The organism is Microbacterium sp. (assembly GCF_031988965.1).
In the GTDB taxonomy this organism is placed as follows: Bacteria; Actinomycetota; Actinomycetes; order Actinomycetales; family Microbacteriaceae; genus Microbacterium.
Genome location: NZ_DALZXX010000007.1, coordinates 25,596 through 49,016 on the forward strand (window position 1 = coordinate 25,596; position 23,421 = coordinate 49,016).

General features: G+C 66.9%; 21 protein-coding genes. 10 read left to right on the plus strand and 11 right to left on the minus strand.

The features are described 5' to 3' along the window. The 4 genes from RTM68_RS03790 to rfbA all read right to left on the minus strand — a co-directional run. The coding region (locus tag RTM68_RS03790) for an acyltransferase (protein WP_312168403.1) at nt 1–527 on the minus strand (527 nt) is incomplete at its 3' end. Beyond that, complete coding sequence (locus tag RTM68_RS03795; RefSeq protein ID WP_312168404.1) at nt 524–1,939, minus strand: bifunctional dTDP-4-dehydrorhamnose 3,5-epimerase family protein/NAD(P)-dependent oxidoreductase; 1,416 nt, start codon at nt 1,937–1,939, stop codon at nt 524–526. The genes RTM68_RS03790 and RTM68_RS03795, both read right to left, overlap by 4 nt. 6 nt (nt 1,940–1,945) lie before the next feature. Next, entirely contained in the window at nt 1,946–2,944 is a 999-nt protein-coding gene (gene rfbB / locus RTM68_RS03800) for a dTDP-glucose 4,6-dehydratase (protein ID WP_312168406.1), read from the minus strand. Continuing rightward, the gene (gene rfbA / locus RTM68_RS03805; RefSeq protein ID WP_312168409.1) at nt 2,941–3,813 is read right to left on the minus strand and encodes a glucose-1-phosphate thymidylyltransferase RfbA; all 873 of its coding nucleotides are present in this window, start codon (nt 3,811–3,813) and stop codon (nt 2,941–2,943) included. The genes rfbB and rfbA overlap by 4 nt, the downstream gene beginning before the upstream one ends. 108 nt (nt 3,814–3,921) lie before the next feature. Here rfbA and RTM68_RS03810 point away from each other — a divergent pair, with 108 nt between their 5' ends. The 3 genes from RTM68_RS03810 to RTM68_RS03820 all read left to right on the plus strand — a co-directional run bounded on the left by RTM68_RS03810 (nt 3,922) and on the right by RTM68_RS03820 (nt 7,432). Continuing rightward, entirely contained in the window at nt 3,922–6,189 is a 2,268-nt protein-coding gene (locus tag RTM68_RS03810; protein ID WP_312168410.1) for a hypothetical protein, read from the plus strand. 104 nt (nt 6,190–6,293) lie between these two features. Next, entirely contained in the window at nt 6,294–7,037 is a 744-nt protein-coding gene (locus RTM68_RS03815) for a glycosyltransferase family 2 protein (RefSeq protein ID WP_312168412.1), read from the plus strand. Then, complete coding sequence (locus RTM68_RS03820; RefSeq protein ID WP_312168413.1) at nt 7,034–7,432, plus strand: DUF2304 domain-containing protein; 399 nt, start codon at nt 7,034–7,036, stop codon at nt 7,430–7,432. Before RTM68_RS03815 ends, RTM68_RS03820 begins: the two co-directional genes overlap by 4 nt. A 31-nt stretch (nt 7,433–7,463) precedes the next feature. Here the strand turns inward: RTM68_RS03820 and RTM68_RS03825 are convergent, their stop codons facing one another. Both RTM68_RS03825 and RTM68_RS03830 read right to left on the minus strand, forming a co-directional pair. Further along, on the minus strand, nt 7,464–8,360 hold the full coding sequence (locus RTM68_RS03825) for a glycosyltransferase (RefSeq protein WP_312168414.1): 897 nt from the start codon (nt 8,358–8,360) through the stop codon (nt 7,464–7,466). Further along, complete coding sequence (locus tag RTM68_RS03830; protein ID WP_312168416.1) at nt 8,357–9,220, minus strand: glycosyltransferase family 2 protein; 864 nt, start codon at nt 9,218–9,220, stop codon at nt 8,357–8,359. Before RTM68_RS03830 ends, RTM68_RS03825 begins: the two co-directional genes overlap by 4 nt. Before the next feature lie 20 nt (nt 9,221–9,240). Between RTM68_RS03830 and RTM68_RS03835 the strand changes: the two genes are divergently transcribed. Genes RTM68_RS03835 through RTM68_RS03845 form a run of 3 tightly spaced genes read left to right on the plus strand, consistent with a single transcriptional unit; the run spans nt 9,241 to nt 12,664 of the window. Continuing rightward, nucleotides 9,241–10,479 carry a glycosyltransferase gene (locus RTM68_RS03835; protein ID WP_312168419.1) on the plus strand — a complete coding sequence of 413 codons (1,239 nt, stop codon included), beginning with the start codon at nt 9,241–9,243 and terminating at the stop codon, nt 10,477–10,479. Next, the gene (locus tag RTM68_RS03840) at nt 10,476–11,399 is read left to right on the plus strand and encodes a glycosyltransferase (protein ID WP_312168421.1); all 924 of its coding nucleotides are present in this window, start codon (nt 10,476–10,478) and stop codon (nt 11,397–11,399) included. Before RTM68_RS03835 ends, RTM68_RS03840 begins: the two co-directional genes overlap by 4 nt. Beyond that, nucleotides 11,396–12,664 (plus strand): oligosaccharide flippase family protein, encoded by a 1,269-nt coding sequence (locus tag RTM68_RS03845; protein WP_312168423.1) that lies wholly within the window; start codon nt 11,396–11,398, stop codon nt 12,662–12,664. Before RTM68_RS03840 ends, RTM68_RS03845 begins: the two co-directional genes overlap by 4 nt. A 25-nt stretch (nt 12,665–12,689) precedes the next feature. On the opposite strand, the gene RTM68_RS03850 is transcribed toward RTM68_RS03845, so the two are convergent. Together RTM68_RS03850 and RTM68_RS03855 are read right to left on the minus strand one after the other, a co-directional pair. Continuing rightward, complete coding sequence (locus RTM68_RS03850; protein WP_312168425.1) at nt 12,690–14,630, minus strand: DUF6541 family protein; 1,941 nt, start codon at nt 14,628–14,630, stop codon at nt 12,690–12,692. A gap of 111 nt (nt 14,631–14,741) precedes the next feature. Beyond that, nucleotides 14,742–15,764: a glycosyltransferase gene (locus RTM68_RS03855; RefSeq protein ID WP_312168428.1), complete on the minus strand. Its 1,023-nt coding sequence runs from the start codon at nt 15,762–15,764 to the stop codon at nt 14,742–14,744. A 205-nt stretch (nt 15,765–15,969) separates the two neighbouring features. On the opposite strand from RTM68_RS03855, the gene RTM68_RS03860 reads away from it, so the two are divergent. Together RTM68_RS03860 and RTM68_RS03865 are read left to right on the plus strand one after the other, a co-directional pair. Then, nucleotides 15,970–16,839, plus strand: coding sequence for an ABC transporter permease (locus tag RTM68_RS03860; RefSeq protein ID WP_194764691.1), 870 nt, complete (start codon nt 15,970–15,972; stop codon nt 16,837–16,839). Beyond that, nucleotides 16,823–17,557: an ABC transporter ATP-binding protein gene (locus RTM68_RS03865; RefSeq protein ID WP_312168432.1), complete on the plus strand. Its 735-nt coding sequence runs from the start codon at nt 16,823–16,825 to the stop codon at nt 17,555–17,557. Before RTM68_RS03860 ends, RTM68_RS03865 begins: the two co-directional genes overlap by 17 nt. Before the next feature lie 15 nt (nt 17,558–17,572). Here the strand turns inward: RTM68_RS03865 and RTM68_RS03870 are convergent, their stop codons facing one another. Further along, the gene (locus tag RTM68_RS03870; protein ID WP_312168435.1) at nt 17,573–18,646 is read right to left on the minus strand and encodes a glycosyltransferase; all 1,074 of its coding nucleotides are present in this window, start codon (nt 18,644–18,646) and stop codon (nt 17,573–17,575) included. Nucleotides 18,647–18,752: 106 nt separating this feature from the next. Here RTM68_RS03870 and RTM68_RS03875 point away from each other — a divergent pair, with 106 nt between their 5' ends. Together RTM68_RS03875 and RTM68_RS03880 are read left to right on the plus strand one after the other, a co-directional pair. After that, complete coding sequence (locus RTM68_RS03875; protein WP_312168438.1) at nt 18,753–20,513, plus strand: DUF4012 domain-containing protein; 1,761 nt, start codon at nt 18,753–18,755, stop codon at nt 20,511–20,513. A 143-nt stretch (nt 20,514–20,656) separates the two neighbouring features. Beyond that, nucleotides 20,657–21,220, plus strand: a complete 564-nt coding sequence (locus RTM68_RS03880) for a hypothetical protein (protein WP_312168440.1) — start codon at nt 20,657–20,659, stop codon at nt 21,218–21,220. A gap of 168 nt (nt 21,221–21,388) precedes the next feature. Here RTM68_RS03880 and RTM68_RS03885 read toward each other — a convergent pair whose 3' ends face one another. Together RTM68_RS03885 and purE are read right to left on the minus strand one after the other, a co-directional pair. Then, complete coding sequence (locus tag RTM68_RS03885) at nt 21,389–22,759, minus strand: LCP family protein (protein WP_396654180.1); 1,371 nt, start codon at nt 22,757–22,759, stop codon at nt 21,389–21,391. Nucleotides 22,760–22,839: 80 nt separating this feature from the next. After that, nucleotides 22,840–23,307, minus strand: coding sequence for a 5-(carboxyamino)imidazole ribonucleotide mutase (purE, locus tag RTM68_RS03890; protein WP_194764841.1), 468 nt, complete (start codon nt 23,305–23,307; stop codon nt 22,840–22,842). Between the last annotated feature and the right edge of the window lie 114 nt (nt 23,308–23,421).

The window sequence follows — 23,421 nt, forward strand, 5'->3', positions numbered from 1 at the left end:
GCGGCAGCTGCCGCGAGCACGATCAGCGGCCAGACCAGGTAGAACTGCTCCTCGACGGACAGCGACCAGTAGTGCTGCACCGCGCTGGCCGCCGCGTTGTGAGCGGAGTAGTTCACCGAGAGAGAGGCGAGAGACCAGTTCTCCACGTAGAACACACTCGCCAGGGCCTGGAGCGCGTTGTCGGTCCACCGCGCGAACGGAAGGAGCGCCCACACCCCGATCATCGTCACGAAGATCACGAGGAGCGCCGCAGGCAGCAGACGCCGGATCCGCCTGGCGTAGAAGGCCGACAGGCGGACGCGGCCGGTGCGGTCCAACTCCGACAGGAGATGCCCGGTGATCAGGAACCCGGAGATGACGAAGAAGACGTCGACTCCCACATACCCACCGGTGATCTGCTCCGGCCACAGGTGGTTGAGCACGACGAGAGCTATCGCAACCGCCCTCAGCGCTTGGATGTCGGTGCGGAACCTGCCGGTGCGCGCCGACGCGCGGGTGACCGCGGCCGCCGGAGCGGGCGCGGTCACGGCGTCAGATACTCCTCGAGCTGCTCACCCGCGTCGCGAGGCACGAAGCCGGTGGCCTCGAGCTTCGACAGGTCGAGCACGCTGTTGAGCGGGCGCGGCGCGACGGGGCCGGTCGCGTTCGCGAAATACTCGGCGGTGCTCACACCCGACACGCGGGATCGATCCGCGCCCGTGATCGCGAAGATGTCGCTCGCGATGTCCTTCCACGTCCGTGCGTCGCCGGATCCGCTCACGTTGTATGTGCCGTACGGAGCGTTCGTGTCGAGAAGGTGGACGACGGCCCGGGCGATCTCGGAGGCGAATGTGAGCCGGCCTCGCTGATCGTCGACCACCTTCGGGTCGATTCCCCGCTCGGCGAGCGATGCCATGGTGCGGACGAAGTTCTTGCCGTCTCCGATCACCCAGGAGGTGCGCAGGATGTAGTGGCGCGGCGCCGTGCTCACAGCGAGGTCGCCGGCTGCTTTCGACTGCCCGTAGACGCCGAGAGGGCTGAGGGCGTCGCCCTCGAGATATGGTCGATCGGCGGTTCCGTCGAAGACATAGTCGCTCGACACGTGCACGAGGGTCACGCCGAACTCCGCGGCGATCGCTGCCAGCCGGGCGGGACCCGAGGCGTTGGCCGCCCAGGCGTCGCGACGCCCCTCGTCGGTCTCCGCGAGGTCGACGGCCGTGTACGCCCCTGCGTTGACGATCGCCTCGTAGTCGCGCCAGCGTCGGGCGGAACGGATCTCGGCGTCGCCGAGGTCGAACTCCGCACGGGTCGTCCACTCGACGTGCGCCGCATCGCCGAGTTCGGCGCGCAGCGCGCGGCCGAGCTGACCGCCGGCGCCGACGACGAGGACCTTCTTCGCCGCGACGGGGGTCACGTCCGCCAGACGCGGGTGAGCGAGGTCCTTCGCCGAGATCTCGACGTCGGACAGCGGGATCGGCCAGGCGATAGCGCTGGTCTCGTCAGCGAGATTGAGGAACGAATACGATGCATCCGCCGACCAGTGGTCGTTCACGAGATAGGTGTACGCGGTGTCGGCTTCGAGTGTCTGGTATGAGTTCCCCACACCCCGAGGGACGAAGATCGCCTTCGAGGCGTCGAGCTCGGTCGTGAAGACCGCACCGAAGGAAGGCCCCTCCCGCAGGTCGACCCACGCGCCGAAGATGCGCCCCGTTGCGACCGAGACCCACTTGTCCCACGGCTCTGCGTGGATTCCCCGGGTCGTACCGACGGCGTCGTTGAACGAGATGTTGTTCTGAACCGGCCCGAAGTCGGGCAGACCCAGCGCGGTCATCTTCTCGCGCTGCCAGTTCTCCTTGAACCAGCCGCGGGAGTCTCCGTGGACCGGGAGGTCGAACACCACGAGACCGGGTATGCCGGTCTCGGTCGCTCCGAGCTGCTTGCCGAAATCGATATCGCCCACGGTCGTTTACTGACCCTTCGACGCGTAGAAGGCCTCAGTGGAGTCCTTCGACGGCGCCCACCACGACTCGTTGTCCCTGTACCACTGGATGGTGGCGGCAAGGCCCGACTCGAAGTCCTCGAACTGCGGCGTCCAGCCGAGCTCCGTGCGGAGCTTGGTCGAGTCGATCGCGTAGCGGAGGTCGTGTCCTGCACGGTCGGTCACGTGATCGTAGGCGTCGCGCGGCTGTCCCATGCCTTCGAGGATGAGCTCGACGACGTCCTTGTTGTTGCGCTCGCCATCGGCGCCGATCAGGTACGTCTCTCCGATGCGGCCCTTCTCGAGGATCGTGAGGACGGCCGAGGAGTGGTCGTTGGCGTGGATCCAGTCGCGCACGTTCTCGCCCGCTCCGTACAGCTTCGGGCGGATGCCGCGGATGACGTTCGTGATCTGACGCGGGATGAACTTCTCGACGTGCTGGTACGGACCGTAGTTGTTCGAGCAGTTCGAGATCGTCGCCTTGACGCCGAACGAACGCACCCAGGCGCGAACGAGAAGGTCGCTTCCCGCCTTGGTCGACGAGTACGGCGAGGACGGGTTGTAGGGCGTCTGCTCGGTGAAGCGTTCGGGATCGTCGAGCTCGAGGTCGCCGTACACCTCGTCCGTCGAGATGTGGTGGAAGCGACGGTCGTGGCGTCGTGCGGCCTCGAGCAGCGTGTACGTGCCGATGATGTTCGTGTCGAGGAACGGCCGTGGGCTGTGCAGCGAGTTGTCGTTGTGCGATTCCGCGGCGTAGTGCACGACGGCATCCGCCTCAGCGGTCAGACGATCGACGAGCTCGGCATCGGTGATGTCGCCGTGCACGAACTGCACGCGGTCCTCCGGGAGACCTGCGAGCGAGTCGCGATTGCCGGCATAGGTGAGCGCGTCGAGCACGGTCACGACGTAGTCGGTGTTCTCGACGACATAGTGCACGAAGTTGGATCCGATGAATCCGGCACCTCCCGTCACGAGCAGGCGGGTCATGCGTTTCCTCTCTTGAGCAGATCCAGCAGGTAGGCGCCGTAGCCGCTCTTCACGAGCTTCTCGGCACGCTCGCGCAATTCGTCGTCCGACAGGAAGCCCTGGCGCCACGCGACCTCTTCGGGCACGCCGATCTTGAGCGAGGTGCGACGCTCCATCGTGCGGACGTACTCCGCGGCATCCGTCATCTGGTCGAACGTCCCGGTGTCGAGCCAGGCCGTGCCGCGAGGCAGCACCTCGACCTGCAGCTTCCCGCGCTCGAGGTACGCACGGTTGATGTCGGTGATCTCGTACTCGCCGCGCGCGGACGGCGCGAGGTTGCGCGCGATCTCGACGACGTCGTTGTCGTAGAAGTAGAGTCCGGGCACCGCGTAGTTGCTCTTCGGCTGAGCGGGCTTCTCTTCGAGCGACACCGCGGTGCCGTCGGCATCGAACTCGACGACGCCGTAGGCCTCGGGCTCGGCGACCCAGTAAGCGAAGATGGCTCCACCGTCGATGTTCCCGAAGCGCTTCAGCTTGTTGCCGAGGCCGGGGCCGTAGAGCAGGTTGTCGCCCAGGACCAGCGCCACACCGTCGTCGCCGATGAAGTCGGCGCCGATGGTGAAAGCCTGTGCGAGTCCGTCGGGAGACTGCTGCTGCGCGAATGTGAGGTTGATCCCGAACTGCGAACCGTCACCGAGCAGTCGCTCGAAGTGAGCGGCGTCGTGAGGCGTGGTGATCACCAGGATGTCCCGGATCCCCGCCAGCATCAGCGTCGACAGCGGGTAGTAGACCATGGGCTTGTCGTAGACGGGGATCAGCTGCTTCGACACGCCCAGGGTGATGGGGTGAAGTCGAGTTCCGGAGCCGCCCGCAAGAATGATGCCTTTCACCCCAACATCGTGCCACATCCCCGCTGCAAGAACCGCCCGCGGCGATCCTTGACTTGCTTCACACGCATCACAGTGGCATCATCTGTTACTTTCCGTCACAATGGCAGAGTGACCCGCCCCACGTCCTCACGCTCACGCCTGCGCGCGCTCATCGCGAGCTCCGCCGCCGTCACCTTCGCTGTCTCGCTCCTCATCGCGAGCCCGGCGAGCGCCTCGGCCCCCGCGGCCGACGCGTCCGTGACGACGGGAGTCTCGACGGCTGCCCCCGCCACCCGTGCCGCGTCCCCTGTCAAGACGCTCATCACCGACGGCTTCCGCGCCGGCAAGATCATCTCCGATGAGGTGTTCTTCGACAGCTCGACGATGACCGCCGCGAGCATCGACTCCTTCTTCCGTTCGAAGGTGGCCTCGTGCCGCACAGGATACGTCTGCCTCAAGGACTATCGCCAGAACACCCCGAACCGCGCTGCAGACCAGTACTGCAACGGCTACCAGGGTGCGGGCAACGAATCCGCGGCGACGATCATCTACAAGGTCGCCCAGTCGTGCGGCATCAACCCGCAGGTCTTCATCGTCATGCTCCAGAAGGAGCAGAGCCTCGTCACCCACACGTGGCCCAGCGACTGGCGTTTCAGCATGGCGCTCGGACAGGGGTGCCCCGACACGGCACCGTGCGACCCCGCCTTCTCGGGATTCTTCTACCAGATCTACGGCGCCGGACGGCAGATGAAGATCTACACCGAGGGCCGCTACTTCACCTACTACGCGCCGGGCAAGACCTGGAACATCATGTACAACCCGAACAGCGCGTGCGGGCGTGGACCGGTTCGTGTCGAGAACGCTGCCACCGCCGCGCTGTACTACTACACGCCGTATCAGCCCAACGCGGCAGCGCTCCGCGCCGGCTACGGCTCGGGCGACAGCTGCTCGGCGTACGGAAACCGCAACTTCCACAACTACTTCACCGACTGGTTCGGAAGCACGCAGAACCCCTCGTCCAATCTGATCCGGACCTCCGACACCGGACAGGTGTTCCTCCTTTCCGGTGGCACCAAGCACTACGTCACCAACCCTGCGGATCTCGCCGTGCTGACGAAGCGGGTCGGGTCGGTGCGCACCGTCTCGCCGTCGTACGCCGCGTCGTTGCCGACCGGAAACCGATTCATCCGGCTGGTTCGCGATGCGCGTGACGGAGCGATCTATCTGCTTCAGCCCGACGGCACGAAACACCACTTCGCCACCGCGGAGCTCATCAGCCGCTACGGGATGCGCGTCGACGACTACACTCCCCTCACTCCGGCACTTCTCGCGGGGTACCCCACGGGCCAGCCGGTCGGGAATTACTTCCGCTCCGAGGATTCCCCGGACTACTACAAATGGGAGAACGGACAGCGGCGCCACATCGCCAACGGACTCGCCTGGCAGCTGGAGCAGGGCAAGGCCAAGAACTACGTGGCAGTCTTCCCCGCGGGAAACGCCGCCTTCCCGGCGCTCGGCCGGGCGCTGCTCGCCCCGGGCACGCTCGTCAAGGAGACATCACGCGACGAGGTGTACATCGTCGGAAATGCCGCATCTCTCACCCATATCCCCAGTTGGGAGATGAGCGCCGACGCAGGCATCACCGCCTATCAGCCCGTGGCGAAAGGGACTTTCGCGGGTTACGACACGTCGACGACCCTCGCTCCGCTCTTCTCATGTGGTTCGCAGACCTTCGTCGTGGACGGCGGGAAGCTGACGGCCGTGACTGATACCGGACGTGCAGGCAAGGGCCCGACTCTTCCGGGGTCCGTCTGCGCCGTGCTGCCGCGCACGGGAAAGACCATCTCCGGCCCCGCTTTCATCAAATCCAGGACGGCGGATCCGATCTACGCCCTCGAGAAGGGAGCGATCCGTCACGTGCAGTCGGCACAGCGACTGCTCGAGATCAACGGCGGCAAGTCGCCGTACACGGCGACATGGTCGAATGCCACGATCGCAGCCTTCAAGAAGGGTGCGCCGTATCTGGCGGAGGGGGCGTTCGTCAGCTTCGCCGGACGGGGAGAGATCTATCGCATGACAGGGAAGACGCTGAAGCACGTTCAGGATTACGCGACATTGGTTCGTCTTGGCGGCGGCGTCGTGCCGCCCATTCAGAACCTGCCGTCGCAGTTCCGTGGTTCGTACACGTTCAGCACCCCGATCCTGCGTGACGGGGACATGGTGCGCTTCACGGATCGCCCCGAGGTCTACGTCTTCTCCTCGGATTCGTTGCACCACGTCGTGTCCGAGGAGGATCTTCGCCTCCTCGGCGGCGAGGAACCGGAGATCGTGGAGATCGCCTCGGACGAGGCATCCGACTATCCGATCGGCGACCCTGCTGACCCCGTCGCGCCCTGACCCGCGGTCGACTTCCGAGGTGATCCGGGCCGAGCGACACCGTGCGCGGCAGGTGCTCTCCTCCCCACGGGGCTGCCTGCCATCCCGACTAGACTGAACTGATTATGACGACACTGGCTGATCGAGTGCTGGTCATCGTGCCCGCGTGGAACGAGGCCCGCAACGTCGGGCATACCGTGACGGAGATTCGGGAGGCGAGCCCGTCGTACGACGTCGTGGTCGTGGACGACGGCTCTGGGGACGACACTCCCGACGTGGCTCGCGACGCCGGAGCGACAGTGATCTCTCTCCCGTTCAATCTCGGCGTGGGTGGGGCGATGCGCACCGGATTCACTTACGCGCACCGACACGGCTACCGACGAGTGATCCAGGTGGATGCCGACGGTCAGCACAACCCTTCGGACATCGCCCGGGTCCTCGAAGGCCTGGAGCATGCCGACATCTCCATCGGGGCCAGGTTCGCCGAGGTCGGCGACTACTCGGTTCGCGGCCCGCGGAAGTGGGCGATGCTGTTCCTCGCCCGAACGGTGTCGCGCGTCGCGAAAGCGCGCCTGACGGACGTGACGAGCGGCTTCCGCGCCGCCAACGAGCGCGCACTCGCGCAATATATCGCCTACTACCCCGCGGAATACCTCGGAGACACCATCGATTCGCTCGTGGCCGCGTGCCACGCGGGTCTCGTCGTCACTCAGGTCCCCGTGGCGATGCGCCCGCGCGTCCACGGGAATCCGAGCCAAGGCCCGGTCGGAGCCTCCGTCTATCTGCTGCGCTCGGTGTTCGCCCTCGCCCTGGCTCTGTTGCGTGGCCCTCGACGCGCGCAGGCCGTCGCCCGATCGGAGCAGTCATGATCGTTGCTGCAGGGATCGCGATGGCGGTCATCATCCTCGTCGTCGTCTTCTGGATGCTGCTGGCTCGACGACTTCGCGAGAAGTACGCGGTGATGTGGATCATCATCGCGGTCTGCGTCCTGATCCTCGGCATCCTTCCCGATCTCCTCATCTGGGCGACCGGCATCCTGGGAGTTCAAGTCCCGGCGAACCTGCTGTTCTCGCTGGCGATCGTGCTACTGCTCGGCGTCTCTCTGCATCTGTCCTGGGAGCTGTCCCATACGGAGGATGAGATGCGGCGTGTGGCAGAGGAGGCCGCGCTGGCGCGCACGGAGCTGGAGAGCCTTCACCTGCGCGTGCAACAGCTTGAGAATTCGCATCGCCGTGGAGATGCGCGCGAGACCGAGCCCTCCTGACGCCGACCCGACACCCGGGACGGCCTCAGCCTCAACGGACGACGAAGGCGACCAGCGAGCGCGCGCGGCGAACGTCTCTGCCGAGCAGAGCGGCGACGGCCTCGGTGGCTGCATGCAGTCGCGAGATGACTCGTCGTCGTCCGGTGCGTGCGGCGCGGCGCCAGCCACGGGAAGCCATCCGCGCCGCGAAGGCGAGAGCGAAATCCCGCTCCTGCGCGAATCGGATCCCCGATGAGGCCGTCGCCGACGACACCGACGAACGATGACGTCGATAGTCGAATACCACGTCGTCGTACACGAGGATCGAACCGCCGTCGAGCGCGATGTCGAGCAGGAGACCGTGATCGAGAGCCACCGCATACTCCTCGCGGAAACCGTGCCGACGCGCCGCGGCCGTGCGCCAGACGAGTGAGGGGAAATATGCCCAGTCGGCCCGGATGAGACTCTCGGCCATCCGCTCTCCGGCGAGCACGACGCCGTCCGATCCGCCCCGGGGTCGCAGCACGCTCTTGATGCGATCCGCGAGCGGCAGCGTCGGTCGCCCTTCACCGTCGATCACGCGCACACCGGGTTGAACGATGTCTACACCCGGATTCGCGGCCAGCCGCGCGACGATGCTCTCGAGATAGGTGGGGTGCATCAGGTCGTCATCACCGAGCATGGTGAAATGTTCGGCGCGGACGAGCTCGAGACACCGGCTGAAGTTCCGCGCGAGACCGATGTTCTCGTCATTGCGCACATACTCGACACGAGGGTCCTCGAGAGCCGCCAGCCGCTCTCTGATTCCCTCTTCCGGATACGCGTCGTCGACCACCACGAGTCTCCAGTGGGCGTACGTCTGCGCGAGGACCGATTCGATCGCCGGCCACGCCCGCTTCGAAGGGCTGTAGTACGGCAGGACGATGTCGATCAGAACCTCACCGCTCATGGCTTGCCCTGGCGTCCGGCCACTCCGTCGACGATCCCGCGGAGCGCCGCGGCAAGAGGGAGCCGTCGATCGCGGCGGAGGGCGACGACGAGCTCTTCGGCCGCCCGTCGACCGACGGCGAAGATCGAGGGCAGCACTGGCAGGTGCGCCTTGCGAATGAACAACACCATGTTCCGGAGGCCAAGCCGCAGCGGATGGGCGCCCGGCTCCTGTCGCGCGGTCTCCGGCACGACGAGCGTGCGCCACCCTGCGCGCGCGAGCGACCAGCCCGTGTCGACGTCTTCGAAGTAGAGGAAGTACCGTTCGTCGACGCCCCCGATCGCGTCGAGAGCGCCGATACGCAGGAGGGCCACCGCTCCGTCGACCCAGTGGACGGCTCGGGGACCCGAGACCTCGTCCGTCCGATGGTACGCGCGGCCACCTCGGGTGAGGACACCGCCGGACGAGAAGATCCGGTCGGGTCGAGAGACCCAGCGCAGCGTCGGCGCTGCGCACCCCGCACGCGGATCGTCGGCGAGAGCGTCCAGCAGGGACCCCGCGAGCGTGCGGTCGAAGACCGCGTCGTGGGTGAGGACCAGAAGGTGCTCGATCCCCGCCTCCCGCGCACGGTCCGCTGCGATGTTGACGGCGGCCGCGTACCCGGGATTGTCCGCGCGGCTGACGAGTATCGGAGCGTCCACTCCCCCGAGGCTCGATTCCGTGATGTCTCCGCCGTTGTCGACGACGACGACCATCGCTGGCTGCCGCGTCTGCACGCGAAGGCGCTCGAGCACGGCCGCCAGTAGATCGGGTCGGTGATATGCGATGATCACGGCTGCGTATCGGGCAACCGGCATCGCGGCGTCATTCATGTCGGACATCGACGCCTAGGCTAGCTGATATGCATTCATCCCCACCTGTGCGCGGAGCCCGCCCCGCCGTCGCCAGCGTGACCAAGTACGTCCCGTACGCCGGGATCGCGCATGCAGGAGGCGAGTACGCTCTCCAGCACTACCGCGCGCTGGAGGCGGAGTTCGCTCTGACCGCGATCGCCCCGGCCAGTGCCCTCAATCGCGAAGCCGTGGCCAGGGGCGCCTCCGGCCCACTGCTCCTGCTCTCGGGATCCGGGCCCACCGCCCAGGATCGACTCAAGCCGATCGCCGACGTCGCCTCCCTGCTCCGCGGCAGCACGGCTCACGGGTGGTTCGCCCGCGCGCTGCGCCGGAGCGTCTCGGCCTCGAGGATCCTCGAGGAAGCCGACGTGATCGAGTTCCAGTGGTCCGAGATGGGAAGCCTGATCCCGATCGCTCTCGCTCGCAATCCCCGCGCCCGCGTCGTCGTCATCGCGCACGACGTGATCACCCAGAGGTGGTCCCGTGCAGCGGAGACGGCACGAGGTCCGCTGCTGCGCGCAGCGTATGCCATCGCTGCCAAGGCGAGCGCACGCAGGGAGCGCCGTACCTTCGAAACCGCCGACCGAGTCGTGGTCTTCAGCGACAAGGACGCACGGCTTGTTCGATCCCTGGCTCCGACGGCGCGCCCCGAGGTCGTTCGCCCGGGGTTCCCGGTACCGCGGCCCGCGGCACCGCGGGCCGCTCATTCCTCTCCCCTCGTGGTGTTCAGCGGTGCGATGGGGCGCCCCGACAACGACGAGGCTGCGCGATGGTTCCTGCAGAGGGTCTGGCCGCAGGTGCGTGCCGCGGTTCCTGCTGCTCGCTTCACCGTGGTCGGCGCGAATCCCAGCGTCGCACTGACCCGCCTCGCAGCCGATGATGAGTCGGTGTCGATCACGGGGTTCGTGGAGTCGATGGATCCCTTCATCGAGCCCGCGGATGTGATCGTCGTCCCCCTGCACAATGGCGCGGGCGTCAAGTTCAAGACCATCGATGCCCTTCTGCGAGGCATCCCGGTGGTGGCAACCCCCGTGGGAGCCGAGGGGATCGAGCGGGAGGACGCGATCCGTCGCATCACCGACGACCCCGATTCCTTCGCATCCGCCGTCGTCGATGTTCTGCAGGACCCGAATCGCGATCACGAGGCGAAGATCCGCGACTGGGCGGTCGACGAGTACGGGCTGACGGCGTTCCGAGACCGTATCGGCACCCTGTACGCCGAGCTGATCGAGGAGGGCCACCGATGAGCCGGACCGACGCAGACCCCATCGTCGTCGCGGTGATCCCCACCTTCCGCGCGCCCGCAGAACTGCGCGATCACGTGCAGGGCCTTCTCACACAGGTCCACTCCGTCATCCTGGTCGATGACGGAACCGCCTCGACGCATGCCCTGGGCATCAGCGATCCACGAGTCACGGTGATCGAGCTCCCGGAGAACGGTGGGATCGCCAGAGCTCTGAACGTCGGCTTCGCAGCCGCGCGGGATTCGGGCGCCACGCACGTCCTGACGCTCGACCAGGATTCCTGGATCCACGAGGACTATGTCGACCGGGCCCTCAGCGCCCTGGAGTCCGCTGTCGCGCGCGGAGAGCGGGCCGTCGGCGCCGCGCCCTCATCGGCGGGAGGGACGGGCATCGTGATGGACCGGGACGGACACCCGTTCGATCCGATCCAAGCCGGCCAAGTGGTGAGACTCGACGTGTTCGACCGGGTGGGCCCGTTCGACGAGTCGCTCTTCATCGATGCGGTGGACAGCGAATACACGCTGCGTGCGTGGAGAGCCGGGTACCGCTATGTGCTGGTGCCGGACTCCGACATCGGACACGAGCTGGGAACGCTCGTCCCCCTCATGATTTTCGGTCGCCACCTCGTTCTGGGCGGACGCCCGCGCCATCTGCTCTACCACGCTCCGTTCCGCACGTACTACATGGTGCGCAACTCGGTCGTGCTGTCCCGTCGTTATGGTCGTGAACGCGCGTCCTGGACATGGCGGCGCACCCGGCTTCTCTCGTCGATGATCATCGGCGGTCTTCTGGTGGCGGGCGACCGCCGAGCACAGCTCGTGGCGCTGTATCGCGGTATCCGGGACGGACGCGCCGGAGTCGGCGGCCGCATACCTGCCGATCTGATGGCACGACTCACCCGCCTCGGCCGGAACGCCCGATGACCAGCGACCCCGCACCCCGGCAGGGCCGCGCGAGGAAGGCGATCGGGCACGAACTGGTCCGCCGCTCCTTCCTGTTCTCACTGTCGATCATCCTCTCGACGCTGGTCGGGGTGGTGTCGATCCCCGTGCTGATCGGGCAGCTGGGCGACACCACGTGGGCACGCCTGGCCGTGTTGCAGTCGATCGCCCAGTTCCTCGCTGTCGTCGTGGGTTTCGGGTGGGGCGCGACAGGACCGAGCACCGTTGCGAGCCTCGCGGCCGCTGACCGGAAGGGATTCTTCGCGACGTCGCTGCTGGCGCGCCTCGTCATCCTGGTTCCGGTGCTCGCGGCGGGAACGTTCATCGCCGCGCTCATCGTCGGGGTCGATCCGCTGGTCGCTGCTCTCGTCTCCCTCACCGCGGTCGCTCCGGCGGCAGCCGCAGGATGGTATTTCATCGGCACCAACCGCCCCGTGGCACTCTTCCTGTTCGACGCTCTGCCTGCGATCCTCGGTCAGGCAGCGGCCCTCGTCGGAGTGCTCATCGCACCCTCTCTTCTCATGTATGCGTCATGCACAGCAGCGTTCGCCGTTCTGGGCCTGTTGGCATCCTGTCTCTTCGTGGCGACGCGATCGGCGGACGGGCCGTGGAGGATCGACAGAACCCAGAGTCTGCGCGGACTGCTCCGCGATCAGTTGCCCGGGTTCACGGCCACCTTCACGACCAGCCTTCTGACGACGCTGCCCGTGGTGATCGTCCAGGTCATCGTCCCGGCCTCCGCGCTGCCGTTGTTCGTGCTGGCGGACAGACTCTCCCGCTACGCGGGCCTCGTGCTCGCCCCGATCCTGCAGGCGATCCAGAGCTGGGTTCCTGAGGCTGGGCGCGAGCACATCGCCTCGCGCGGACGGATCGCGATGCTGGTCGCATGCGGGATCGGCACTGTGGGCGCCATCGGCATGATCACCTGTGCCCCATGGGTGTCGCCGCTGCTCTCGCAGGGCGCTATCGTGATCCCGCTGCTGATCGCCGTGGTCATGGGATTCGGCTTCGCCGGCGAGGCGATCAGCCAGGTGACCGGCCTCGCGGTGCTCGTCACGATCGGTCGCTCCCGCGAGCTCGCCCTCTCAGCCGGCGTCGCAACCGGTTCCGCGCTGCTCGGAGTCCTCGTGGGCACTCTGCTCTTCGGCGTGCCCGGTGCGCTGGTCGCACTCGCGCTCACCTCGATCGGCCTGGCGATCTACCGTTCTCGGGCTGCCCTGCGCGGGCTCGCCGCACAGGGCAGCTGACCGCGCCCGCTCTTCTCTCAGTCGGTCAACCGCATGCGGTGACGCGGTACAGCCGCGCATCGCCCTCGGAGTCGATGAGCTCGACCGAGTCCGACGACGCGAGACGATCGAGACCGCGATAGATGTGACGACCGTCGTTCACCTCGCGTCGACCGAAATCGAGCACGTACTCGATCCGACGGTCGAGCAGAAGATCGCATACCTCTGATCCGGCGTCTGCGGTGTCGAGCCGATCCAGGATCTCCTGCATCTCCGGAGAGACGTACATCAGCGTGTGCGGAAGCAGAACCTCACGGTCCGCCAGCGCATAAGCGAGAGCGGTCCCGGTCCAGGGGCTTCCGATGATCACGGCGTCTGCGGGCACCTCGTCGTCGAGTCGGTCGAGCAGAGTCCATTCGTCGGAACTCAGCAGCGGCGCCTCGTCAGTGACGGCATAGTTCGCCCGTGCATCGCGCACGGCCTGGCGCATGCTCATCGCCTGGGGAACGGGGAACACCGCGAGCAGGAGAACGACGATCGCGACAGTGGCCAACAGCGGCCTGGCGTCGGCACGACGCCGAGCGAGGAGAGCATCCCAGGCCGCGGTGAAGCCGAGGGCCGCCAGCGGCACCCACACGAGAGGCATGAGAGCGGCGAGCCTGGGGATGTTGTTGTACCAGGCACCGACGAGGACGTCGCGGAAGATGAGGTACGGAACGCCTGCGGCGGTGATGTAGAGGGCCGCTGCCAGTGCGAGCAGCCCGAGCGCGAGCCACGCGCGAGTCGTCCTGGACCGGAAGACCGCGATGACTCCGATGACGACGAGCGCCGCCATTCCCAGGTTCACGGGCGCACGGTTCACAGATGCCGTGATGATCTCTCCGAAGGCCTGCCCCACGGTCATCTCAGGCGGCCACGTGCGCGCGTCTGCCGGCGGCCGCAGGAAGTACCAGAGGCATCCGGCGACGACGAGGTAGACCGCCATCCACGCCCACGGCCAGACGCCCCCTCGGATACGCTCCGTCGACTGCCCGGCTCGCCGCGCGAGGGCCGCGATCAGCACCACCGCACCGAAGGCGAGCAGGGCCACGAGCGCGCCGGGATGACTGATCGCGATGGCAGGAAGAAGACCGCTGAGAGCCACCAGCCAAGCGATGCGCTCCCGACCGTCCGAGAATCCGCCGAGCACCGCGCGGATGAGCAGAGCCAGAGTGACGGGCACGAAGCTCAAGCCCATCATGTACGGGAACAGGACTCCGTAATCGGCGAGAAGGAGGGGAAAGGCGGGGAAGCACGTCGAGGCGGCCGCGGCCGCCACGATCGTCACCGTGCGGCTCCCCCACAGCTCCCGGGTGAGTGCGATGATCCCGGTCGTCCACGTGAAGGTGGCGAAGCCGATGACCAGAGCATTCGATGCCACGGGGATCGAGACCCCGCTGACCCCCACGAGCAGAGCCGAGAAGGCGTGCCACCCGGCCGGGTAGAACGTCGGTGGCACGCCGGACTCAGCGCTGGTGAGCGACGACACCCAGAACGGGGAGGCGTTCCCCGTCTCGAGGACATAGCGGACGGCGTTGAGGTGGAAGATGTTGTCGAACGTCTGGGAGATATGGTCGGGCGATCCGATCATGAGGAGCACCTGGATCAGGATCACCAGAGGCGCCGCGACGAGCGCCACGCAGGCCCAGGGATGCAGACTCGCCTCGACACGGTCGAGCGGCAGGGTGCGCCAGAGCAGCATCCGGAGAGCCGCCACGACCACGAGCAGCGCCACCAGGACGACCACCACGGGAAGAACTCCCCAGGCCAACCCCACGAGCGGAGCCACGACGGACGCGATCACCACGACCGTCACCGATGCCGGACCCGACACCGCGACCGCCCACAGACCGCGAAGACCGAGAGTTCGCGCGATCAGGTAGCCCGGCACGAACAGCAGCACGCCGAGTGTGCCGAGCGCGAGCAGGAGTTCGATCCAGATCGTCATGGGTATGTCGTGCTCCTGCTCCGCGGCGGTGACTTGTCAGCGCCACCCTGCACGCGGCAGCGGCTGCGCCCGATCGATCCTATCCCGGACTCATCGAGCTCCTGCTGAGCGTCAGCGCGTCGCCGTCGCAGAGCCCGCGCGGACGGCGAAGGCATGAGCACGGCGTCTTCCGCCCGTCAGAGAGCCTGAGAACCAGCCGATCAGGTACTCCCACGACGAGCGACGCACCATGATCCCCATCGCCTCGGCTTCCCGCTGAAGCCGGCGCAGCGGGCGCAGCCGACGACGACGGCCGAAGGCCGCGAGGACATCGGGGGCGACGCTGCGCCCGCGCATCTGCAGGACCTCCACGATCACCTGACGCCACCCCACCTGCACGAGGAAGAACATCCGCAACACGGCGAGAGGTGAGGCGCTCCCTTCGTATCTCCGTGCTTTCGCGAGCGTCTCGCGGATCGTCTCGATCAGGCCCATCGCCTTCTGCTGAGAGGGGTCGCCGTAGACATTCGCTCCATGTTGGACGTAGTCCTGCACGACATCCTCGACGATGGCCAGGTCGCCGTACGTCGCGGCGACGACCGCCAGCCAATGGTCATGCGTCTCCACTCGAGTCGGCACGCGAGGGAAGGGCAGGGCGGTCGCGAGCAGCGCACCCCGGAAGACGCACAGGGAACCTGTCACCTGATTGGCCAGGACCAGCTGCGCTCCACCGACGAAGGCGCGGTCGGTCACGCCGGTGACGTCCCCCGACGGATGCCGGACCAGACGAGCCTGTCCCGAAGCGAGCGGCGCGTCCTCGAGCCGCCCGACGAGAAGGGCGAGCTTTCCCGGGTACCAGTAGTCGTCCTGGTCGCTCAGCGCGACCCACGCGGCATCTGCCGGCACTTCGAGCAGACCGCGCTCGAAGTTGAGATAGAACCCGCGTCTGGTGCCGTCCGCGATGACTCGGAAGCGTGTGTCATCACCGACCGTGTCCGCGAGCACGCGTCGCACGGTCTCGGCATCTCCGTCGACCGAGATCACGCACGTCCAGTCGCGCAGAGTCTGCTCCTGGATGCTGCGCAGCTGGCGAGCGAACAGCTCGGCGTCAGGTTGATAGGCGGCGAGTACGATCCATCCGCTCTGCGAGGTCATTGCCGCTGTGTTCCCCATCATCGTCCTGTGATCCGTCAGTTAGAGCCTACCTCCGCGACCGGCGCACGCACGGGCGGGGTACTGCTGAGCGACCTTCGACACTCCGCGCGAGTCAGGTAATGAGGGGCGGCACAGCGACGAGAACCTATGATTGGTGAGGCGTTCCACCCGAACCGGACGTCTGACGGAGGTGACGAGAACGCCCGTGTCTCACACATCAGTACCCGATGAGCTGCGATTGACCCAGCCCGGAGGGAGCACCGGACTGCTCGACGTGTTCCGGCGTCGGTACCTTCTCAGCCTGATCGTCCGCAAAGAAGTGGGCATCCGCTACCGGGGTTCCGTGCTCGGATGGCTGTGGTCGTACGTCAAGCCGCTGATCCAGTTCCTCGTCTTCTTCTTCGCCCTCGGAGTCTTCCTCCGACTGAACGACAGCATCGAGTACTACCCGATCTATCTGCTGTCGGGCATCACGGCGGTGACGTTCTTCAACGAGTCCTTCTCGAACGCCACGAGGTCACTCGTCGACAATGCCGCGCTCATCAAGAAGATCTACTTCCCGCGACAGATGTTCCCCGTCGCGAGCACGATGGTCGCGGCCATCAACACCGTGCCGCAGATCATCGTCGTGGTCGTGATCGCGCTCTTCTTCGGCTGGACGCCCACGTTCGTCGGCATCGGCGCTCTTCTTCTCGGACTCGTGATCATCGCGCTGCTCGCCACCGGCCTCGGGCTGCTCTTCGGTGCGATCAACGTCACCTTCCGCGACGCGCAGAGCTTCGTCGAGATCATCGTGATGGTGTCGGTGTGGGCCTCCCCCGTCATGTACCAGTGGCAGATGGTCGCCTCCAAGGTCCCGGAGTGGCTGTTCCAGCTGTACGCGCTGAACCCGATCACCGGAGCCGTGGAGCTCTTCCACTACGGCATCTGGCACGCGCTCGATCCGGCGAACGCCGAACCCCTGCCGTCGCTGTGGGTGCACTCCCTCATCGCTCTCGCAGTGTCCATCGTCATCCTGATCATCGGCGAGATCGTGTTCCGCCGTCTGGAGGGTCGCTTTGCCCAGGATCTCTGACGCGCCTCGCATCCTCGTCGAGGACGTGCACAAGCACTTCAAGCTCCGCCACACCCACTCCATCAAGGAGACGTTCGTGGCGGCCGTGCGGCGGAAGCCGTTGACCACCGACTTCCAGGCACTCGACGGCGTGTCCTTCGAGATCGGCGAGGGCGAGGCCGTGGCCCTGCTCGGTTTCAACGGCTCGGGCAAGTCGACCATGCTCAAGCTGATCTCCGGTGTGCTGCGGCCCGATGAGGGTCAGGTGCGCACCCGAGGTCGCGTCGCGGGACTCATCGAGGTGGGCGCCGGTTTCCACCCGGACCTCTCCGGGCGGGAGAACATCTTCCTCAACGCCGCGATCCTGGGTATGTCCAAGCAGGAGACGAAGGACCAGTTCGACTCGATCGTCGAGTTCAGCGAGATCGAGAAGTTCATCGACACCGAGGTGAAGCACTATTCCTCGGGCATGTTCCTGCGACTGGCGTTCTCCGTCGCGATCCACACGCACGTCGACGTGCTGCTGATCGACGAGATCCTCTCGGTGGGCGACGAGCCGTTCCAGCGCAAGTGTCTCGCCCGCATCCGCGAGCTGCACGCACAGGGCAAGACGCTCGTGGTCGTGAGTCATGACCTGAACATGGTGTCGGACCTGTGCGAGCGTGGCATCCTGCTCCGGGACGGGAAGATCCGCTACGACGGACCCAGCAAGGACGCTGTCGAGCTCATGCGCGTGTGACGGGGCCCGTGGGCCTCACAGGTCCGCGTGCAGACCCCACACCCGCTCAGCCGCTCCCAACCAGGAGAAGGCTCTGGAGCGATCCGCAGCGAGGACGCTGAGCCGACGAGCCCCGCTGCCGAGCGCATCGACGACCGCGTCGGGAACGTCTGCGCCATCGACGATCGCACCGCCGTCCGCGATGACGTCGCGGTGCACCCCGCTCTCGACCGCGATCACGGGCACGCCGAGTGTCATGGCCTCGACGACGCGCCACGGCCACGCCGGCAGGCCGCTGGTCGCGACCAGCGCGGATGCGCCGGCGAAGACGGCTGCACGATCATCGCGCGACAGGACACCACGGATGTGAGCACGCGATTCGGGCAGGCCGGCGGCCGCAGCGATCTCCGCGAAGCGCGGCTCCGACCCTTCAGGTGCGTCGAGCACCACCGCTTCGACCCCGGCCGCGACCGCAGCTCGGAAGCCCGAGTCCAGTGTTCGCTCCGAGCCGGTCATCACGATGTACCCGGCCGGGAGCGACAGAGCCTTGCGGCGAGCCGCCGCGTCGAGCGGCACGACGAAACCCGCGGGCGCGGCGCCGGCGATCACCCGGATCCGATCGCCGAGCTTGGCGATCTCTCCGATGCGCTCTGCCATCGCATGGGAGGGCACCACCACGGCATCCGCATACTTGACGGCACGCTTGAGCATCGCCCGCTGCCAGGAGACGGCTGTCTTCGACAGCGAATCGGGAGCATCCCACGCGAGCAGATCCCACGTGGTCGCCGTCGTCTGATCGTGGTCGTGCACGCGGTCGTGCCGCACGAGTGGGGCCATCAGGGTGGCGGAGTGGATGAGCCCGCCGCCGACTCCCTGCGTGAGTCCGAGCTGCCACGACGCCGCCAGCTCGCGTCTCGCGAGCGGAAGTCGACGGACCTCGGACACCCCATCGATCGAGGGCTCGGATCCGGCGGCGACGATGGCCTCGACCACGCACCCGGAGGGCGCCGTCTTCACGAGCGCCGAGGCGAGATCGAGCGCCGCCGACGCCTGATCCGCATCGACGACATGCGTCAGCTGATCGAGGACAACACGCAGCCGAGCACTCATGCGACAACAGTAGTCGTCGGCGGGCCCGGAACACCGCACCCTCGCGGCGCGGGGCGGATCCGCTCTCGGCATAGGCCGATATCCCGCTTCATGCTTGAATGCTCAGGTGAGTGACGGACGTCTCCCCGTACAGCGCCGATGGTTGCGATGGCCCCTCGGCGTGGTCCTGACCCTGCTCGTTCTGGCGCTCGGGTGGGTGACCGTACGCGGCATCGGCGCGGTCACAGATCTGCAGCAGGTCGCGTCATCATCGTCCGAACTCAAAGCAGCCATAGCCGACGGTGATCTCGATGAGGCGGCCTCGCTCTCGGCGGGCATCGCCCACCACGCCGGATCCGCGCACGATCTCACCTCCGAACCCGTCTGGCATGCCTTCGGATTCATCCCCTGGCTGGGCCCCAACTTCACCGCCGTCAGCGAAGTGGCCGAGATCGTCGACGATGTCGCGACCGATGCACTCGTCCCGGTACTCGGCGCGGCCGAAGAGCTCGACCTCGCGAGCCTCGGCTTCTCGGGCGGCGCGATCGATCTCGCTCCGTTCGCCGCGATCGAGCCGTCGTTGGCCGACGCCAGCGCGACCCTGACCGCGGCGGAGTCACAGGCGCTGCGCATCGATGCGGAGGGAACTCTCCCGCCGCTGGCCGACGCCGTCCGCGAGATGCGGACGACCGTCACTCAGGCCGCGACGGTCGTCGGCTCGTTGCACGGAGCCGCCGCGCTGCTGCCGAGCATGCTGGGCGCGGAGGGGCCGCGCAACTATGTCATCGCCATGCAGAACAATTCCGAGCTGAGATCCTCGGGGGGCATCATCGGGGCGATCGCGCTGCTGCATGCCGAGGGCGGACGGATCAGCCTCGTACAGCAGGCATCGACCATGGATTTCCCTCCGCTGGATGAGGCACTCCCCCTCAGTGAATCGACGACCGCGTTGTTCGAGGATCGCCCGGGCCGCTATCTGCAGAACATCACCAGCATCCCCGACTTCACGGAGGCGGCACCCCTGATCGCCGCTCGGTGGCAGCAGAGATTCGGAACGCAGGTCGACGGCGTGATCGCGGTCGACTCCGTCATGACGAAGCACCTCCTGGCGGTCACCGGTCCGCTCGCCTTCGGACCGTTCACTGCCGACGCGGACAACGTCGTGAGCATCCTTCTCTCCGAGATCTACGCGACGGTTCCCGACCCGGCCGTGCAGGACCAGATCTTCGCCCAGGCCGCCAGTTCGCTGTTCGGCGCCGCCCTCTCCGGTGGCGACCCGAAGAAGCTGGTCGGCGCGCTCGCCACCTCCGCCGAGGAAGGACGCGTCCGTATCTGGAGCGCGTACGAGGATGAGGAGAAGCTGCTCGCCGCGAGCACCCTCGGTGGAGCGCTCCCCGTCGACGACACGAAGACCCACGTCGGCGTGCTCTTCAACGACACGACCGGCGGCAAGATGGACTACTACGCCGACGCGGCCATCTCGACGTCGGTCGGGGTCTGCGACGGAGAGCCCACGACCCGGGTCCGCGTGACGTGGACGAACAGCGTCACCGCCGAGGTGGCGAGCTCGCTCAGTCCGTACGTCACCGCTGGGGGCTTCTACGGCGTCCCTCCGGGATCCCTGCGCACTCTCGTGACGGTCTACGGCCCCGAGGGCGCCATTCCCTCGCACATCGACCGTGACGGCGTCGAGGAGCCGGTGCAGACGGCTCTGCTCGGCGACCGCACGGCGGTGCAGCACGACGTGGTGCTGGCCCCCGGCGAGTCGACGACGATCACGGTCGACTACACCGGACAGGGAGCCGGCGAACGGCTCACCGAGGTGGTCCACACGCCATTGGTCACTGATCCCGACATCTCGCGGGATGAGCTGCGTTGCGCGTCGTGACTTTCCCCTGTCGATGATGTAATGTCGTCCCCACTGGGGAATATATGGGCTCGGTAATCCTGTCGTGGGGACGGGATGAGCCCACACAGTCGGACGCAGGGGTGTGTCCGGATGTGATTCCGCGTGTATTTCTGGGGAGAATCATGCTGAAGAAACTGGCTGCAATCAGCCTTACCGCTGGCGCGCTCGTGCTCATGGCACCCGCCGTCGCCTCTGCCGAATCCGACACGTATGCGGACACGCCTCGCGTCGCAGTCGGTGATCCGATCATCGACACCTGCGAGGTCTCGACCGTCGCCTTCGGCGCCGGGTACTTCCAGCCGTCCGAGAACGTCGGCGTATCGGTATCCGGTCTGGATGCCGGTGCTTCCGCTGTCTCGGGCAACACGGCAGCAGCCGACGGAAGCCTGATGGTCACGTTCCGTCCGCCGGCCGACGGCGAGGGGTCGTACTCCCTCTCCTTCGACGGTTCGCGGTCGTACACCGCGACGGTCACCGTCACCGAGGGGCACGATGCAGCCGTGAGCTGTGATCACGATCCCGCCGTCGCTGCTGCAGGCAGCGAGCTTCCGCTCACGGGCGGAGGACTCGAACTGGCTCTGACCGGCGCAGAGGTGTCGCCATGGGTCCTCGGTGGTGGCGCAGCCGCTGTCGTGGCCGGTGGAGCTCTCGTCGCCGTGGGAGTCGCACGCCGCAAGCGCGCCTAGGTCAGGCTCCCGCCACGTGCGGGGGTCGGCTGGACGACGGTGATCCCTCCCCCTCCGATCACCGTCGTCTGGCGACTCCGGTGCTTCACCGGAGGCCCACGGCCGAGCCCCTCGCTAGCAGAGGGCAGGCCGTGGGCTTAGTCATGCCCGGATGAGCCCGTCTCGGACTCAGGGAGTCGGGACGGGGGTCGGCGTCGGCGGATGCAGGGCCTGTTGGATCATCGAATGGATGACCCCGTAGTCAGGACTCAGCTCGTCCACGCCGTTCTCGGGCGTCAGCTCGATCGTCGTGACCTGCTGCTCCTTTGCCTTCGTCATGAGCTCGAAGAACTCCGGAAGCTTGTCCTGCGGCAGGTCCGTGCTGATGAGCGCAGTGCCGGCTGCAGCGACCTCGTTGAAACGGGTGAGCACGGTCTGCGGCGTGAACTGCGCGAGGATCGCTTCCTGCAGCTCCCTCTGGCGCTTCATGCGGTCCCAGTCGCTGGTGGTGTATCGAGAGCGGGCGTACCACTGCGCGGTATCACCGTCCATGACCTGCTCGCCGGGCTCGATCCAGCCGATCGCCCACGCATCGACGTCGTACGGATCAGTGCCGTCCGGCGGGCCCCCCTTGGGGAGCCGCTCGGTGGCGGTGATCGTGACGCCTCCGAGCGCATCGACGAGAGCGGCGAAACCGTGCATGTCGACGAACACGTAGTAGGGGATCTCGATTCCGAGCACGCCCTCAGCCGCATCCTTGGTCGCCTCGATGCCCGGATCCGATCCGTTCGCGACCGCGTCGGGGTAGAGTTCGGTCCCCTTGTCTTCGCGGCAGATCTCGGCAGCGTTGCGGATGTGGTTCATCCAGCCGTTCCACCCGCACGCACTCGACTGGTGTCCCTCGAAACCGTTCGGGTAGAGCGCCTGCATCGGGCTGCCGTCGCTGAACGGAGCATTCGGCAGCTCACGCGGGATTCCGGTGATGGTGACCGCGCCGGTCGAGGCATTGACCGAGACGACCGAGATGCTGTCGTAGCGCATGGAATCACGGCCTTCGCCGCTGTCCGCACCGAGAAGGAGGATGTTGTAGTAGCCGTCGCTCGGCGGAAGGCTCGGGCCGCTCTGCCCGAAGATGGTGCTGATGGTGTTCCTCGCGGAGCCGACGATCGATGCCGCGTAGGCGGTCCCCGAGCCGACGAGACCGAGGATCAACAGCGCGACCAGCGGGATCGCCAGCCGCGACAGCCCGGGCACTTTCACCAGACGGACGAGCCGAAGTGTGTCGAAGGTGAGAACGAGCCAGAGCACGACATACGCGATCAGCAGTGCCTGGATGAGAGTGAGGATCGCTGCCGAGAAGAACCCTCCTCCGACGGTGAGCCAGAGGAAGAACGGGCGCGCGAACAGCCCGAGCCCCGCGGCCACGACGACGAGCAGCCAGGCGACCAGGGTGGCTCCGAGACCGAATCTTCCCAATCTCCTGTTGCCCGCGAGCACCTGCGCGGACCCCGGCACGAGCACGTTGAGCAGCACCAGCCACCAACCGCGCTTGGCCATCAGCCTACCGTCCGCAGAATCAGGATGCCGCAGCGGTCTCGTCTCGATGAGGGGTCGCGCCGCACCACGCGGCGGCGCGAGGGTCACAGCGAACCCTTCAGCCGTTCGTTCTTCTCCTCGACCTGGGCCTCGAGGTCGAGAGCATAGGTCTCGACGCGATCCGCGAGGTCGGCGTCGGAGGTGCCGAGGATCCGCGCGGCGAGGAGGCCGGCGTTCTTCGCTCCGCCGATCGACACCGTCGCCACCGGGATGCCTGCCGGCATCTGGACGATGGAGAGCAGCGAATCCATCCCGTCGAGGTAGGCGAGCGGGACCGGCACGCCGATCACGGGCAAGGCCGTCATCGACGCGAGCATCCCCGGCAGATGTGCCGCTCCCCCGGCTCCCGCGATGATCACCCGGATGCCGCGCGCACGCGCTTCCCTGGCATACTGCATGAGCTTGTCTGGCGTGCGGTGGGCCGACACGACCTCCACCTCATGAGGGATGGCGAAGTCCGTCAGCGCCTGGGACGCGTCGCTCATCACTCGCCAGTCGGAGTCGGATCCCATGACGACCCCGACGAGGGGCGCAGCGGAGGAGTGCAAAGGCTCAGTCACCCACTCAGGCTACGGTCTGGTGCTGGGAGAACCCCCGAACGGCACGCCTCTCACGCGACCCGATCT

Coding starts and splice junctions, on each gene's coding strand:
- rfbB (WP_312168406.1), bottom strand. CDS start 2,944: ATGACCCGCCTGCTCGTGACGGGAGGTGCCGGATTCATCGGATCCAAC.
- RTM68_RS03815 (WP_312168412.1), top strand. CDS start 6,294: ATGACGACACTGGCTGATCGAGTGCTGGTCATCGTGCCCGCGTGGAAC.
- RTM68_RS03820 (WP_312168413.1), top strand. CDS start 7,034: ATGATCGTTGCTGCAGGGATCGCGATGGCGGTCATCATCCTCGTCGTC.
- RTM68_RS03825 (WP_312168414.1), bottom strand. CDS start 8,360: ATGAGCGGTGAGGTTCTGATCGACATCGTCCTGCCGTACTACAGCCCT.
- RTM68_RS03830 (WP_312168416.1), bottom strand. CDS start 9,220: ATGTCCGACATGAATGACGCCGCGATGCCGGTTGCCCGATACGCAGCC.
- RTM68_RS03835 (WP_312168419.1), top strand. CDS start 9,241: ATGCATTCATCCCCACCTGTGCGCGGAGCCCGCCCCGCCGTCGCCAGC.
- RTM68_RS03840 (WP_312168421.1), top strand. CDS start 10,476: ATGAGCCGGACCGACGCAGACCCCATCGTCGTCGCGGTGATCCCCACC.
- RTM68_RS03845 (WP_312168423.1), top strand. CDS start 11,396: ATGACCAGCGACCCCGCACCCCGGCAGGGCCGCGCGAGGAAGGCGATC.
- RTM68_RS03850 (WP_312168425.1), bottom strand. CDS start 14,630: ATGACGATCTGGATCGAACTCCTGCTCGCGCTCGGCACACTCGGCGTG.
- RTM68_RS03855 (WP_312168428.1), bottom strand. CDS start 15,764: ATGACCTCGCAGAGCGGATGGATCGTACTCGCCGCCTATCAACCTGAC.
- RTM68_RS03870 (WP_312168435.1), bottom strand. CDS start 18,646: ATGAGTGCTCGGCTGCGTGTTGTCCTCGATCAGCTGACGCATGTCGTC.
- RTM68_RS03880 (WP_312168440.1), top strand. CDS start 20,657: ATGCTGAAGAAACTGGCTGCAATCAGCCTTACCGCTGGCGCGCTCGTG.
- purE (WP_194764841.1), bottom strand. CDS start 23,307: ATGGGATCCGACTCCGACTGGCGAGTGATGAGCGACGCGTCCCAGGCG.